General features: G+C 74.5%; 12 protein-coding genes. 6 read left to right on the top strand and 6 right to left on the bottom strand.

Annotated elements, in window-relative coordinates:
• Nucleotides 1-150 precede the first annotated feature (150 nt).
• Nucleotides 151-2,229 (top strand): heavy metal translocating P-type ATPase, encoded by a 2,079-nt coding sequence (locus ACFQ8Y_RS01160; RefSeq protein WP_430584539.1) that lies wholly within the window; start codon nucleotides 151-153, stop codon nucleotides 2,227-2,229.
• Between the two features lie 81 nt (nucleotides 2,230-2,310).
• On the opposite strand, the gene ACFQ8Y_RS01155 is transcribed toward ACFQ8Y_RS01160, so the two are convergent.
• The 4 genes from ACFQ8Y_RS01155 to ACFQ8Y_RS01140 all read right to left on the bottom strand — a co-directional run bounded on the left by ACFQ8Y_RS01155 (nucleotide 2,311) and on the right by ACFQ8Y_RS01140 (nucleotide 8,284).
• Nucleotides 2,311-4,938 carry a polysaccharide lyase family protein gene (locus ACFQ8Y_RS01155; protein WP_430584330.1) on the bottom strand — a complete coding sequence of 876 codons (2,628 nt, stop codon included), beginning with the start codon at nucleotides 4,936-4,938 and terminating at the stop codon, nucleotides 2,311-2,313.
• A 67-nt stretch (nucleotides 4,939-5,005) separates the two neighbouring features.
• Complete coding sequence (locus tag ACFQ8Y_RS01150; RefSeq protein WP_430584329.1) at nucleotides 5,006-5,416, bottom strand: RidA family protein; 411 nt, start codon at nucleotides 5,414-5,416, stop codon at nucleotides 5,006-5,008.
• Nucleotides 5,413-6,687, bottom strand: a complete 1,275-nt coding sequence (locus tag ACFQ8Y_RS01145) for an MFS transporter (protein ID WP_430584328.1) — start codon at nucleotides 6,685-6,687, stop codon at nucleotides 5,413-5,415. Before ACFQ8Y_RS01145 ends, ACFQ8Y_RS01150 begins: the two co-directional genes overlap by 4 nt.
• A gap of 61 nt (nucleotides 6,688-6,748) precedes the next feature.
• Nucleotides 6,749-8,284 carry an alpha-N-arabinofuranosidase gene (locus tag ACFQ8Y_RS01140; RefSeq protein ID WP_430584538.1) on the bottom strand — a complete coding sequence of 512 codons (1,536 nt, stop codon included), beginning with the start codon at nucleotides 8,282-8,284 and terminating at the stop codon, nucleotides 6,749-6,751.
• 84 nt (nucleotides 8,285-8,368) lie between these two features.
• On the opposite strand from ACFQ8Y_RS01140, the gene ACFQ8Y_RS01135 reads away from it, so the two are divergent.
• Nucleotides 8,369-9,328, top strand: coding sequence for an alpha/beta hydrolase (locus ACFQ8Y_RS01135; protein WP_430584327.1), 960 nt, complete (start codon nucleotides 8,369-8,371; stop codon nucleotides 9,326-9,328).
• A gap of 32 nt (nucleotides 9,329-9,360) precedes the next feature.
• On the opposite strand, the gene ACFQ8Y_RS01130 is transcribed toward ACFQ8Y_RS01135, so the two are convergent.
• Together ACFQ8Y_RS01130 and hpaD are read right to left on the bottom strand one after the other, a co-directional pair.
• Nucleotides 9,361-10,062, bottom strand: coding sequence for an aldolase/citrate lyase family protein (locus ACFQ8Y_RS01130; protein ID WP_430549204.1), 702 nt, complete (start codon nucleotides 10,060-10,062; stop codon nucleotides 9,361-9,363).
• Nucleotides 10,062-11,066, bottom strand: coding sequence for a 3,4-dihydroxyphenylacetate 2,3-dioxygenase (hpaD, locus tag ACFQ8Y_RS01125; RefSeq protein WP_430564775.1), 1,005 nt, complete (start codon nucleotides 11,064-11,066; stop codon nucleotides 10,062-10,064). The genes ACFQ8Y_RS01130 and hpaD overlap by 1 nt, the downstream gene beginning before the upstream one ends.
• A gap of 102 nt (nucleotides 11,067-11,168) precedes the next feature.
• On the opposite strand from hpaD, the gene ACFQ8Y_RS01120 reads away from it, so the two are divergent.
• The 4 genes from ACFQ8Y_RS01120 to ACFQ8Y_RS01105 all read left to right on the top strand — a co-directional run bounded on the left by ACFQ8Y_RS01120 (nucleotide 11,169) and on the right by ACFQ8Y_RS01105 (nucleotide 13,818).
• Nucleotides 11,169-12,098 carry a LysR family transcriptional regulator gene (locus tag ACFQ8Y_RS01120; protein WP_430549202.1) on the top strand — a complete coding sequence of 310 codons (930 nt, stop codon included), beginning with the start codon at nucleotides 11,169-11,171 and terminating at the stop codon, nucleotides 12,096-12,098.
• Between the two features lie 92 nt (nucleotides 12,099-12,190).
• Nucleotides 12,191-12,871 carry a GntR family transcriptional regulator gene (locus tag ACFQ8Y_RS01115; RefSeq protein WP_430549201.1) on the top strand — a complete coding sequence of 227 codons (681 nt, stop codon included), beginning with the start codon at nucleotides 12,191-12,193 and terminating at the stop codon, nucleotides 12,869-12,871.
• An 83-nt stretch (nucleotides 12,872-12,954) separates the two neighbouring features.
• Nucleotides 12,955-13,248 (top strand): hypothetical protein, encoded by a 294-nt coding sequence (locus tag ACFQ8Y_RS01110; protein WP_430584326.1) that lies wholly within the window; start codon nucleotides 12,955-12,957, stop codon nucleotides 13,246-13,248.
• Between the two features lie 9 nt (nucleotides 13,249-13,257).
• Nucleotides 13,258-13,818, top strand: coding sequence for a phosphotransferase family protein (locus ACFQ8Y_RS01105; RefSeq protein WP_430584325.1), 561 nt, complete (start codon nucleotides 13,258-13,260; stop codon nucleotides 13,816-13,818).
• Nucleotides 13,819-13,821 lie beyond the last annotated feature (3 nt).

Genomic DNA, 13,821 nt, shown 5'->3' with positions numbered 1-13,821 from the left:
CACTCCTCTCACGACCCGCACACGGGGCACCGGGGCCCCGACGCCGCACGCGTCCTGGAGCACGACCACCACGCGCACGAGGGCCACGACATGTCCGGCCACGACATGTCCGGCCACGACATGTCCGGCCACGACATGTCCGGCCATGACATGTCCGGCCACGACATGTCCAGCCACGACATGTCTGGCCATGACATGTCCGGCCACGGCGGCCACGCGGGCCACGGCGATCACGTGGGCCAGTTCCGCCGGCTGTTCTGGATCATGCTGGCGCTGGCGGTGCCGACCGTCGCCCTGTCGCCGATGTTCGCGATGGTGCTCGGCTACGAGCTCCCGGACGCGGCGTGGGTCGACTGGGTCTCGCCGGTGCTCGGCACGGTGATCTACGTGTGGGGCGGTCGGCCGTTCCTCACGGGCGCGGTGTCGGAGCTCAGGGCCCGCAAGCCCGGGATGATGCTGCTCATCGGCCTGGCGATCACGGTCGCCTTCGTCGCGTCGCTGGGCGCCAGCGTCGGCGTGCTCGACCACCAGCTCGACTTCTGGTGGGAGCTCGCGCTGCTGGTCGTCATCATGCTGCTGGGCCACTGGATCGAGATGCGGTCCCTGGCGCAGACCACCTCCGCGCTCGACTCGCTGGCGGCGCTGCTGCCGGACGAGGCGGAGCGCGTCGAGCAGGGCACGGCGGGCGAGCAGGTCGTCACGGTGTCGCCGTCGGACCTCCGCGTGGGCGACGTCGTCCTGGTGCGGCCGGGCGGCAGCGTCCCCGCCGACGGTCGCGTGGTCGACGGCCGCGCCGAGATGGACGAGTCGATGGTGACGGGCGAGTCGCGCACCGTGGGCCGCACCGTGGGCGACGCCGTCACCGCCGGCACGGTCGCGACCGACTCCAGCCTGCGCGTCGAGGTCACGGCGACCGGCGACGACACCGCGCTCGCCGGCATCCAGCGGCTGGTGGCCGAGGCGCAGGCGTCGTCGTCGCGGGCCCAGCGGCTCGCCGACCGCGCGGCGGGGTGGCTCTTCTGGTTCGCGCTGGGCGCCGCGGTCGTCACCGCCCTCGCCTGGACGGCCCTCGGGCTGCCGGACGACGCCGTGGTCCGCACCGTCACCGTCCTCGTCATCGCCTGCCCCCACGCGCTGGGCCTGGCCATCCCGCTGGTGGTCTCCATCGCGACCGAGCGGGCCGCCCGCGGGGGCGTGCTCGTCAAGGACCGCCTGGCGCTGGAGAGCATGCGCACCGTGGACGCCGTCCTGTTCGACAAGACCGGCACGCTGACCAAGGGCGAGCCGACGGTCGCGGACGTCGCGGCGGTCGGCGACGTGGACGCCGACACGGTCCTCGCGCTCGCCGCGTCCGCCGAGGCGGACAGCGAGCACCCGCTCGCCCGGGCGATCGTCCGGGCGGCCGGGGCCCGCGGCCTCGACGTCCCGCGCGCGACGGACTTCGCGTCGTCGCCCGCCGTCGGCGTGGTCGCGACGGTCGACGGGCACGAGGTGCGCGTCGGGGGCCCGCGCCTCCTCGAGGAGCAGCTCGGGGAGCAGGGCGCGGGCGAGGTCCCGCAGGCGGACGCCTGGCGCGCGGACGGCGCGATCATCCTGCACGTGCTGCGCGACGGCGCCGTCGTCGGCGGGCTGAAGCTCGCGGACGAGGTGCGGCCGGAGTCCGCCGAGGCGGTCGCGGCCCTGCACCGGCGGGGCGTGCAGGTCGTGATGATCACGGGAGATGCCGAGGCGGTGGCCCGCTCGGTCGCCGACGAGCTCGGCGTCGACCGGTACTTCGCCGGCGTGCGGCCGGAGGACAAGTCGGCGCGCGTGGCCGGGCTGCAGGCCGAGGGCCACCGGGTCGCGATGGTCGGCGACGGCGTCAACGACGCCCCCGCGCTCGCGCAGGCGGACGTCGGCATCGCGATCGGCGCCGGCACGGACGTCGCCATCGCGTCGGCGGGCGTCATCCTCGCCAGCGACGACCCCCGGTCCGTGCTGTCCGTGATCGAGCTGTCGCGGGCCAGCTACCGCAAGATGAAGCAGAACCTGTGGTGGGCGGCGGGCTACAACCTGCTGTCCGTGCCGCTGGCGGCGGGCGTGCTCGCCCCCGTCGGGTTCGTGCTGCCGATGTCCGTCGGCGCGCTGCTGATGTCGCTGTCCACCGTGGTGGTGGCGCTCAACGCGCAGCTGTTGCGACGGCTGGACCTGCGGCCCGACGTCGCCACCCGGGGGGTGCTGGACCGCTGACGGCGGGGCCCTGAGCTCGGTCCTCCGGTGCGAGATTGGTCGACGTCCCGACCGAGCTCGCACCGGAGGACCGCACTCGGCTCAGGCGATCTCGAGCCGGACGGCGTCGTAGGCCGCCTCGTTCCACAGGTGCTCGGCGCCGGCGTTGATCTGCAGCGTGATCTCGTTCCCGGCCGGCTTGAGCAGGGCCGCGTCGAAGGCGATCTCGCGGGTGTAGCTCCGCCCGCCGCGTGCGCTGCGGTACGTGGCCCCCTTCGCGTCCTCGGGCCCGAAGGTCCAGACGAACGGCTTTCCGTTGACCCTGATCGTGAGGTTGCTGTTCTCCGGCGGCACGGGCAGCGCGGAGCCCATGGCCCACGCCGCCAGCGCGACCGTCAGGGTGGCCCGCGCGCCCGCCGCCGGCGCGCGACCGAGGTCGAACAGGATGCGCCACGGGCTCTCCTGCCGGGTGACGTGCAGCCGGTACGTCGTCGGCGCCGTCGACCCGCCGTCGTCGTCGCTCACCACGACCTCGAGCACGGTGCGCTGCGCGTGCAGGGGCACGGCGAGCCCGGCCTCGGGCACGTCGTCGCCCCCGATCGTCACGCGTGCGCCGCCCCGGCCGGTGGCCCGGACCGTCACCGACTCCTGGTCCCAGGGCAGGTCGGCGGCGAAGTCGGAGCGGAACGTGCTGAAGCCCGGGACCAGGTCGGCCCCGTCGACCTCGAGGCTCCCGAGCATGGGGAGCGCGGCGTCCGCCGCGAGGATCTCGACGGCGTTGAGGCGGCCGTCGCCGCCGGCGAGCAGGTCGAGCCGGCCCCCGGTGACGGTCACCGTCGCGGTGTGCACGGCGTACTCGCCCCGGCCCGAGTCGAGGGCCACCGGCGCGCCGCCGCCGAACGAGACCTGCGTCTTGTTGGCCGCGATGTCGTCGCCCGAGAGCACGGTGACCTCGTACTCCCCGTCGGGCAGGTCCACCGCGAACGCGTAGCCGGAGCCGACGACGAAGTCGCGCTGCAGGTCTCCGTCCGACCCGCGGTCCCGGGAGTCGACCGTACGGTCGAGGCCGAAGCCCGCGCCGGCGGAGTACAGCGTGTTCTGCGCGACCCGCTGGTACCCGGCGGCAACGGGGCTGGACGCGGTGCCGAAGTCGAACAGCCAGACGCCGTCGGCGTCCTCGGGGAGCACCGTGCCCTCGGGCGCCTGCACCGGGTACGACCGCTGGTACTGGATGTAGTTCCAGTCCTGCGGGGTGCTCTTGCCGACCGTGAAGGTGACGCCGTCGGGGAAGTCGTCGTGGAACGACTCGAACAGGCCGTAGCGCCGGAACTCCCGGCCGTGGCGGAACTCGCCCGAGTCGCGGCTGGGCGTGCCGAGCTGGAACACCGTCCGGCCGTGGCTCGTGGGCTCCCACAGCATGCGGCCCAGCGTGACCTCCTGGCCGGCGCCCACCTCGACGTCGTCGATCACGTACTCGCCCCACAGGCCGCCGCCGTAGACGGTGAGGCGGTAGGTGCCGGGGCGCACGTGGTCGAGTGCGAACTGCCCGCCCGGCCCGAGGTCGGCCCAGTAGTTGTGCCCGAGCACGGAGTCCTGCATGGGCGTGCCGTTGTCCGACAGCACGACGACGGCGCCGTCCAGCCTCGGCACCCCGGGGACCCGGACCGTGCCGCGCACGCGCGACCGCTCGGTGGTGGGCGTCCAGCCCTCGATCGCCAGCCGGTCGTAGAAGTCCGCGTGCGTCTCGAACCGCGCCTGGCGGGCGGCGTCGCGGCGCAGGGCCTGCGGGTCGTCGCCCTTGTTGAGGTAGACGAAGTACGGGCCGTAGGTCTTCTGCCAGGCCTGCCCGGCGGCGACGCGCACCGGCGGCGCGCCGTAGTGGGTGGCCTGCGGCTCCACGAGCAGCACGGGGGTGTCGCCGGTCTGGTGCAGGATCAGGTCCTGGCGCACCGGGCCGCCGCTGAACCCCTCGAGGTTCGGCAGGGCGGCCCACATGCCGTAGCCGCTGCCGTACAGCCCGTGCAGGCTGTGGTCCTTCATGGACACGGCCCAGTCGTACTTCGTGTAGTAGCGGCGGGGGTAGGCGGAGCCGGTGCCCTCGAGGTCGTAGGTCGCGTCCATCACCATCTCGGCGCGCGAGATCTCGGCCCCGGTGGGCATGCGCGCCGCGGCCTCGCGCCACGGGACCGCGTCGGCCTCGTCGGGCACGGAGGCGTGCGTGAAGACGCCGCCCGCGGTGTAGAAGACGTACCGGTGCTGGTCGGTGCGGAAGCCGTGCAGCTCCGCCGGGTGGTCGTAGCTGTAGGCCAGGTGGATGCCGGCCTCGCCGGAGCGCACGACGTGGTGCCGCACGAGCCAGCACGGCATGTCGCCCGACGGGCTGTGGTGGTAGGCGACGTCGACGAAGTCCTGCTCGACCCGGACGGTGAGGTGGTTGTCCGCCGGCGGGAGCGGCAGGCCCCCGCCCTCGCGGACGGTGTTCATGTCGTAGTTCCCGCGGCCGACCAGGTTCACGCCGTCGTAGACGAGCGAGGTGGTCCGACCATTCGACTTGTCCACGGTGAGGCGGACGAGGCCGTTGTCCACCACGACGTGCGTGTCCGTCTCGACGACCTCAGGCGGGCCCGAGGCGGCGGCGCGTGGGGCCTGCGCCCACGGCAGCAGCGCTGTTGCGGTGATCCCGGCCAGCTTCCCGAACGTGCGCCGCGTCATTGCGGCCGATGTGGTCATGCCACGGGAAATTAGCACGATTCAATCGTCGATTGGAAGGATTCATCGGACGACTCGAGTGTCGAGTTCAGACCGCGGGCGGGAGCGCGGCGGTCAGGTCCACCTCGACGAGCTGGCCGGAAAAGCCGAGCTGGGCCACCCCGAGCAGCGTGCTGGCGGTGGTGAACGCGGGGGCCAGCGGCGAGTCGAGCAGGCGCTGCCAGGCCGCCGCGAGATCCGCCCGGTCGGCGCTGCGGACGTAGACGACGGACCGCACGACGTCGTCGGGCGCGGCGCCCGCGCCGTCGAGCGCGAGGAGCGCGTTGGCGACCACCTGGCCGACCTGGGCCGCCAGGTCGCCGGGCCCCACCAGCCGGCCGTCGGCGTCCAGCGGGCACTGGCCCGACAGGTACGCCGTCCGCCCCGCCTCGACGACCGTGACGTGGTGGTAGCCCGGGGTCGCGTGCAGGCCGGCGGGGTCGAGCCGCGTGATCGTCATGACCCGAGTGTCACGGCCTCCCGCGCCTCGGTCGACGGATTTCGCGCGCCGCGGCGCAGCACGACGAGGTTGAGCGCCGCCGCGGCGAGCAGGACGACGGCGGTGGCGACGAAGACGGCGCGCAGGCCGGCCTGGGCGGCCACCAGGCCGCCGAGCACGGGCCCCGCGACCTGCCCCACGTACTGCGCGGAGACGCCGAGCCCCAGCACCCGGCCGACGGCGTCCGGCGGGGCGAGGTGGCGCACCGCCGCCGTGATCGACGGCAGCAGGCCGCCGAGGCTGAGGCCGAGCAGCACGCGCAGCACGCCGAGCTGCCAGACGTTCGTCACGAGCGCCTGCGCCAGCGCCAGCACGCCCGCTGCGGCGAGACAGGCGACGACCACGCGCGTGTGCCCGACCCGGTCGGCGAGCCGGCCGACCCGCGGCGCCGCGACGACGCTGCCCAGGGCGGTCAGCGCGACGAGGATCCCCGCGACGCCCGCGGCGTGCGAGAGCTGGCCCAGGTCCTCCACGTACACCGTGACGACCGGCTCGATCGACATCGTCGAGAACAGCAGCAGGCTCGACGTCGCCAGCAGGGCGACGACCGCGCCCGGGCGCTGCACCTGCGACCACACGCCGCGACGCCGTGCGGCGGCCCGGGGCGGCCGCGGCCCGGTCCGCGGCTCGCGGAGCAGGAGCGTCGTGGCGAGGAACGCCAGGAAGATCACCGCCCCGCACACGACGAACGTCGCCCGGATGCCCACCCAGGCGGGCACGAAGCCACCCACCAGCGGCCCGACGACGTTGCCCGCGAGGATGCCGGACGACAGCACCCCGAGCGCCCACGCGCTGCGGTCCTTCGGCGTCTGCGCGGCCACGAGGATGGTCGCCCCCGAGGAGTAGCCGCCGAGCAGGCCCACCAGCAGCCGGACCGCGACGAGCTGCTCGACGCTCTGCACGAACCCGAGCAGCGTCATCGCGACCGCCATCCCCAGGCTGGCGCGCACCAGCATCGACTTGCGGCCGAACCGGTCGCCGAGCGCTCCCCACAGCGGCGCGGTGAGCGCCGCCGTGAGGAACGTGGCCCCGTACGCGACCCCCGACCAGCGCACGACGGCGGCCGGGTCGTCCACGCCGAGCTGCCGCACGTACTCCGGCAGGAACGGCACCAGCAGGGTCATCGCCACGAGCGTGGTGAACGACCCGACCGTGCCGACGGCGAGGTTGCGCCGCCAGTACCGGTGCTCGGGGTCGGCGACGGCGGGGTCCTCGACGTCAGGGCTGGTCATGCCCCAGGTCTACACCCGTCGTCCGGTCAGTGGGACCGTCTGTCTCAGATAGTGGCACGCGCTACGACGCGAGCGTGAGGCGCACCGTCGCGAACGCCGCCGGCGGCAGCTCCGCCGTGAGCACGCCGTCGGTCACCGTCACCCCGTCGAGCGGGCGCGGCGCGACGGCGTCGGGCGCGTCGAAGGTGTTGTGCGCGGCCGGGTCGTCGGCGGCGAGCACGGTGGCGACGGGGTCGCTCACCGCCCGCCCGCGCAGGTCGACGCGCACCGTGGCCGGGGCGTCCGGGTCGAGGTTGGTCAGCGAGACCAGCACCGCGCCGTCCTTCGTGGACGCCGAGGCCGACACCGTGCCGACGGGTGTGCCGTCGACGTCGTGCGTGGCGCGCGCGACGCGCTCGCGCACCGGGAGGCTCGCGGCGTCGTGGTGGCCCGCGCTCATCGCGAAGGCGTGGAACGTGGGGGTCTTGATCATCTTCGCGCCGTCCGTGAGGAGCATGGACTGCAGCACGTTGACCGTCTGGGCGATGTTCGCCAGGCGCAGCCGGCGGGCGTGGTCGTGGAAGGCGTCGAAGTGCACCGACGCGACGAGGGCGTCGCGCATGGCGTTCTGCTGGTACAGGAAGCCGGGGTTGGTGTCCCGCTCCACGTTCCACCAGGTGCCCCACTCGTCGAGCGCGAGCCCGAGCCTGGCCTCCGGGTCGTAGGCGTCCATCACGGCCGAGTGGCCGGCGATGATGCGGCGCACGTCGAGCGCCTTGCGCATCGTGGCCCAGTACTCGTCGCGCGTGAACTCGGTGGCGGCGCCCTTGTCCCCCCACGTCCCGGCGAACGTGTAGAAGTGGAACGAGACCATCTGCCACAGGTCGCGCGGCTCCGCGTCGCCGAGCTTCGCCACCTGCTGCATGAGCGTCTCGGTCCACGCGTAGTCGTCGTCCGACGCGCCCGCCGCCACCCGCACGAGGCGGTTGCCGCCGTGGTCGCGGGCGTACGTCGCGTGCTGGCGGGCGAGCGACGCGAACTGGTCGGCGCGCAGGTTGCCGCCGCAGCCCCACGGCTCGTTGCCGATGCCGAAGAACGACACGCCCCACGGCTCGTCACGACCGTGCTCGCGGCGCAGGCGTGCCATCGGCGAGTCGTCGCCGCGGGTCAGGTACTCGACCCAGTCCGCCGTCTCCTGCACCGTGCCGGAGCCGACGTTCCCCGAGATGTACGGGGCCGTGCCCAGCAGGTCGCACAGCGCCATGAACTCGTGCGTGCCGAACGCGTTGTCCTCGACGACGTCGCCCCAGTGCGTGTTGACGATGCGGGGGCGGTCGGCCGCCGGGCCCACGCCGTCGCGCCAGTGGTACGTGTCGGCGAAGCAGCCGCCCGGCCAGCGCAGGTTGGGGATCGCCAGCTCGCGCAGCGCCTCCACCACGTCGGTGCGGATGCCGCCGACGTTCGGGATGTCGGAGTCCTCGCCCACCCAGAAGCCCTCGTAGATGCACCGGCCGAGGTGCTCGGCGAAGTGGCCGTACAGGTGGCGGCTGATCGTGGGGCCGGGGACGTCGAGGTCGACGACGGCGTCGAGGGCGAGGTCGGGCGTGGTCGTGGACAGGTCGGTCACGGGGGAATCCTCCAACGTTGCAGGTGGCGGTCAGACGATACCTGCGGAGTCCCGCGCGGATGCCAGACTCCTCACGTGCCGAACACCCCGGATCCCGCCCCCGCCTGGCTGCGCGTCGCGACGCTCGCCGTCGCGGCTGCCGCCACGGTCGTCGTCGTGTGGGCGTGCGCGACGGCGTGGGGGGCGGTGGTGCACGGGCACCCGGCGTACGCGGTGCTGCTGGCACTGACCCTGGTCGGCGCGGTCGGCGTCGGGGTGCGGGCGCTGCGCCGTCGCCCCTCGCGACCCGGCTGGCGGCGCGCGGGACGGGTGGCGCTGCTCGTCCTCGGGGCCGTGGGGGTCGTGCTGGTCGCGTGGCTGCGCCCCTTCGGCGCGGTCGAGCCGGCGCTCGCGGCGATGCGCTCGGACGACACGGTGACGGTGACCGAGGGCGCCACCCGGTACGCGCTGGCCCCGGCGGACGGCGGGGACGGCACGGCCGTGTTCTTCCAGCCGGGCGCGCGGGTCGACGCCCGCGCGTACGCGGCGGTGCTGCGGCCGCTGGCCGAGGCGGGGCACACCGTCGTCGTCGCGAAGCAGCCGCTCGGCATCGCCTTCCTCGCCACGGGGGCGTTCGACGACGCCCGCGCGGCGTTGGACGCGGACCGCTGGGTCGTGGGCGGCCACTCGCTCGGCGGCACCGTCGCGGCCATGGCGGCGGACGCCGCGGACGACGACGCCGAGGCGCCCGCGGCCGGGCTGCTGCTGTTCGCCTCCTACCCGGCGGACGACATGAGCGGGACGCTCACGGCCGCCGTCGCGTCCGTCTCCGGCAGCGAGGACGGCCTCGCGACGCCGGCGAAGATCGACGCCTCGCGGGCCGACCTGCCCGCCGACGCGGTCTTCACCGTCGTCGAGGGCGCCGGGCACGCGTTCTTCGGGGACTACGGCCCGCAGCCCGGCGACGGCACCCCGACCATCTCCCACGACGACGCCCGCGCGCAGATCTCCGCGGCCGCCGTCGCCTTCGTCGACGGCCTCACCCCCGCGAGGTAGCCCAGACCCCCGCGAGGTAGTGGACCAGTCCACTACCTCGCGGGGACTCGGACTACCTCGGCGAGAGCTGGACCAGCGAGACGGGCGGCGAGCCTCGTCGTCTCGCGGGCGAGGAGGGTGACTTCGTCCCCCACGACGACGAACGACGCGCCCGCCTCCCGGCAGGCGTCGGCGACGAAGGGGTCCGACGCGTCGACGCCGACGACGCCACCCGCCGCGCGCACCGCGCGGACGGCCTGGAGCGCGGCCGCCACGACGTCCGGGTGGGCGTGGCCCGACCGGCCCAGGGCGGCGGCGAGGTCGGGGGTGTCGAGGAGGACGCCGGCGACGCCCTCGAGGGCGACGAGGCCAGCGGCGGCCGCCAGGGTCTCCGGGGTGCCGACCTGGACGAGCACCGTGCCCTGGCCGCGGGTCGCGCGCCGTACCGCTCCCGCGACCTCCCCGGCGTCGTCGACGGAGGCGACGGGCACGACGACGTCCCGGACGCCGGCGTGCAGCAGCGCGTGCAGCGTCGCGTCGTCGGGCGCCCGGACGAGCGTCGTCACCGGGTAGCCCTGCGTCGCGCGGACCTGGGCGAGCGCGGTCTCGACGGTCGGCCCGGTGCCGCGCGGGTCGTGCTCCGGGTCGACGAGCAGCAGGTCGAGGCCGGAGTCCGCGCACGTCTCCGCGAGCATCGGGCTGCCGCCCGCCAGCCACAGGCCCGCGAGGGCCCGGTCGGCCCCGTCGCCGCGCATCAGTGCAGGCCCAGGAAGGCCTCGAGCGTGGGCGGGGTGGCGTGCAGCAGCGGCTCGTGGACGGGCTCGCCCGGAAACTCGCTGGCCTCGAAGAACCAGCGCTCGGACGCCGGCATGCCCCACTGCTGCGCGCGGCGCGGGTCGCTCACGTCCCACCGGATCGCCTCGCTCTCCAGGTCGATGAGCTGGTAGTGCGTGGTGAACAGCTCGATGCGGTGCTGGTCGGGGTCGCGCACGTACAGGAACAGGGCGTTGCTGATCCCGTGCCGCCCGGGCCCGCGGTCGATCTCGTGGCCCAGGCCGAGCGACCCGGTGACGTCGGCGGCGTGGATGAGCGACGTCGCGTCCGGCACCGTGTAGGCGAAGTGGTGCAGGCGCGGCCCCCGGCCGTTGGTGAACACGAGGTCGTGCGTGTTGCCCTTCACCTCCATCCAGGTGCCCCAGAGCTCGTCGGTGCCGTCCTCGCGGTACTGGCCCGTGTACTCCGACGTCCGCATCCCGAGCCCGGTCCAGAACTCGGTGGCGGTGCGCACGTCGTGGGTGACGGCCTGGAAGTGGTCGATGCGCTGCGGCGCGCCGGCGCGGAAGTCGTGGAAGTCCGCCATCTTGCGCGGCACCAGGTCCATCGACGACGTGAGCTCGACGCGGGTGCCGACGGCGTCGCGGAAGCGCAGCGTGGGCCCCTGGTGCGGGCGCTCGACGCGCTCGTGCTCGATGCCGGTCGCGGCGAGGTGCCGCTCGGCGGCGGTGACGTCGGCGTCGGTGCGCACGCGCAGGCCCAGGCAGACGGCCTTCGCCTCGGTGGCCTGCTCGAGCACGAGGCTGTGGTGGGCGTCCTCCTCGAGCCCGCGGAGGTAGACGGCGTCGTCGGTTTCCGCGGTGACGACGAGGCCGATGACGTCGCGGTAGAAGTCGCGGCTCGCGGCGAGGTCGGTGACGGCCAGCACGACGTGGCTGGCGCGCGTCAGCGTGAACGGGGGAGCGGGGGCTGTGGTCGGGAGCATGCCTCCGAGTCTGCTGACGAGGACCCGTCCGCGGAACTACCGATGTCCTCTCGCTGCCATATCTCAGAGGTATGGCGAGGCGTCCGACTACCCTCGGAGACTATGGAGCTGCGTCATCTGCGGTACTTCACCGCCGTCGTGGAGGCCGGGTCGATCACGGCCGCCGCCGCGCGGCTGCACCTGTCGCAGCCGCCCTTGAGCGTCGCGATCTCGAAGCTCGAGGCGGACGTCGGCGTCCCGCTGCTGGTCCGTACCCCGCGGGGCGTGGAGCCGACGAGCGCCGGCCGCTACCTGCTCGACGCGGCGTCGCGGGTGCTGGGGGAGGTGGACGACATCGTCGCGGCGTTGGGCCGGTTCGGCGCGGGCACCGCGGGCTCGCTGACCGTGGCCGCCGTGCCGGTGCTCATGTGGCACCGGCTGCCGGCCCTGGTGCGGGCGCACGCCGCGGCGGCCCCCGACGTCGAGGTGCGCCTCGTCGACCCGCCGCCGTGGACGGCGATCGACATGCTGCAGCAGCGCGCGGTCGACGTGGCGGCCGTGATGGTCGCCGACCCGCGCCGGTTCGTCGCCCGCCATCGTGAGGTGCTCGACGTCGTCGACTGGGGCGAGGTGCCGCTCGTGGCGGCGCTGCCGCCGGACGCTCCCGGCGCCGGTGCCGAGGGCGAGCCGCTCCCGCTGCGTGCGTTCGACGGCGAGCTCCTGCTGCTGCCGCGCCGCACGGCCGCCGTCCCCAGCCTTCCGGAGGCGGTGGAGGCGGCGCTGCGCCGGTGGGGGGTCGCGCCGTCGTCGATCCGCACGGTGGAGACGATCCAGGCGGGGCTCCCGCTCGTCGAGGCGGGCGTGGCCCGGGCGATCCTGCCGGACCCCGACCGGGCGAGCCTGGCGCGGTTCGACCTCACCGTGCGCCGGATCGAGCCCGAGCCGGCGGGCCTGCGCGCGCTGGTGCTCACGCGGCCCGGGGCTGCGGCACGTGACCCGAAGGTGGCACGGTTGCTGGAGACCGTCCGCGCGACCCTGCCAGATCCTGTGTGATCTCCGATATGATTCCCGGGACGACTGACGACGGGGCGGTCCGCCCGCGCGACGACGCGACGGGGCACCGCCGACCCACCGAGGAGGCACCTGTGGCCGTGGCCGTGAGCAAGGCCGAGCAGTGCTACGAGATCCTGCGCAAGGGGATCATGGAAGGCACGTTCGCGCCCGGGCACCGGCTGGTGATCGACCAGCTCGTGCGGGACTACGGCATCAGCTCCGTGCCCTGGCGCGAGGCGGTGCGGCGGCTGGAGGCCGAGGGCTGGGTCGACATCGTGCGCAACGCGGGCGCGGTCGTCAAGACGTTCGACACCGGGTCCTGGGAGCGCACCATGCAGCTGCTCGCCCGGCTCGAGGGCTACGCGACCGCCCTGTCCGCGCCGAACCTCTCGCCCGAGGACCTGGAGCGCGCCCGCACCCTCAACAAGGAGATGGCCGCCGCCCTGGCGAACTTCGAGCCCGCCCGGTTCGGTGCGCTCAACCGCGAGTTCCACCAGCTGCTGTGCTCCCGCTGCGACGACGAGCGCCTGGCCGGCCTGGTCGAGGACGAGTGGACGCGGCTCGAGCTCATCCGCCGCTCGGCGTTCTGGTACGCGCCGGGGCGTGCGCACGCGTCGCTCGCCGAGCACGACGGGCTCGTCGACCTCATCGAGGGCGGTGCCGACCCCGACATGATCGAGACCGCCGCCCGCCGGCACGAGCTCAACACCGTGACGGCCATCGCCGAGCACGAGGCGCAGCTGGCGCAGGAGTCGGCGCCGCAGGCGCGGTAGGCGCCGCCCGACGGACGACCGCGCCGAGAGGCCCTGTCGAAAAGCCTCGTCGTCCACCGTGTCCCGGTGCCACGATCCTTCGTGTGGACAGGCCCGATCTCGAGCGCGCGACCGATGCCGCGACCGCCGTCGTCCGGTCCGTGGGCCTGCCGGTCGACGTCGCCACCGTGCTCCACGACTCCAACAAGCTCGCGCTGCGCCTCGAACCGTGCGGGGTGCTGGCGCGGGTCGCCCCCGTGGGGCACGAGGTCGCACGGATGGAGCTCGGGCTGGCCGGACAGCTCGCCCGCGCCGGGTCGCCGGTGGGCGCCCTGGAGCCCCGTGTCGCCCCGCGGGTGCACGTGCGCGACGGCTTCGCGGTGACCCTGTGGGTCTAATACGAGCCGGTGGCCCCGGTCGTGCCGCCGGACGACTACGCCCGGGCGCTGGAACGCCTGCACGCCGGGATGCGGGGCGTGGAGGGCCGCTTCCCGCGGTTCACCGAGCGGATCGCCGAGGCGGAACGGATCGTCGCCGACCCGGCGCTCTCTCCGGCGCTGCCCGACGTCGAGCGCCGGTTCCTCGGCGATCGGCTGCGACGGCTCCACGAGGCGGTCGACGGGGCCGGGCGCGAGCAGGTGCTCCACGGCGAGCCCCACCCGGGCAACGTGCTGAGCACGCAGGACGGGCCGCTCTTCATCGACCTCGAGACGTGCTGCCGCGGGCCCGTCGAGTTCGACCTCGCGCACGTCCTCGACGAGGTCTCCGGGCACTACCGGGGCGTCGACCGCGGGCTGCTCGACCGCTGCCGCGAGCTCGTCCTGGCGATGGTCGCGGCGTGGCGCTGGGACCGGGAGGACCAGTTCCCGGACGGGCCGCGGTTCGGGGAGGAGCTGCTGCGCGCGCTGCGTGCGGGGCCACCCTGGCCAGCCCTCGACGCCGTGGTCCGGCGGGTGGCCGGGCCGTAGCGC

The sequence above is a fragment of the Isoptericola sp. NPDC056605 genome (assembly GCF_042792795.1).
Lineage (GTDB): Bacteria > Actinomycetota > Actinomycetes > Actinomycetales > Cellulomonadaceae > Isoptericola.
This window is presented reverse-complemented; position numbering and strand designations above follow the sequence as displayed.

What these genes read in the sequence shown, in the direction of transcription:
- ACFQ8Y_RS01155 (WP_430584330.1), bottom strand. Translation starts at nt 4,938, where the DNA reads ATGACCACATCGGCCGCAATGACGCGGCGCACGTTCGGGAAGCTGGCC.
- hpaD (WP_430564775.1), bottom strand. Translation starts at nt 11,066, where the DNA reads ATGCTCCCGACCACAGCCCCCGCTCCCCCGTTCACGCTGACGCGCGCC.
- ACFQ8Y_RS01120 (WP_430549202.1), top strand. Translation starts at nt 11,169, where the DNA reads ATGGAGCTGCGTCATCTGCGGTACTTCACCGCCGTCGTGGAGGCCGGG.
- ACFQ8Y_RS01145 (WP_430584328.1), bottom strand. Translation starts at nt 6,687, where the DNA reads ATGACCAGCCCTGACGTCGAGGACCCCGCCGTCGCCGACCCCGAGCAC.
- ACFQ8Y_RS01150 (WP_430584329.1), bottom strand. Translation starts at nt 5,416, where the DNA reads ATGACGATCACGCGGCTCGACCCCGCCGGCCTGCACGCGACCCCGGGC.
- ACFQ8Y_RS01160 (WP_430584539.1), top strand. Translation starts at nt 151, where the DNA reads ATGTCCGGCCACGACATGTCCAGCCACGACATGTCTGGCCATGACATG.
- ACFQ8Y_RS01130 (WP_430549204.1), bottom strand. Translation starts at nt 10,062, where the DNA reads ATGCGCGGCGACGGGGCCGACCGGGCCCTCGCGGGCCTGTGGCTGGCG.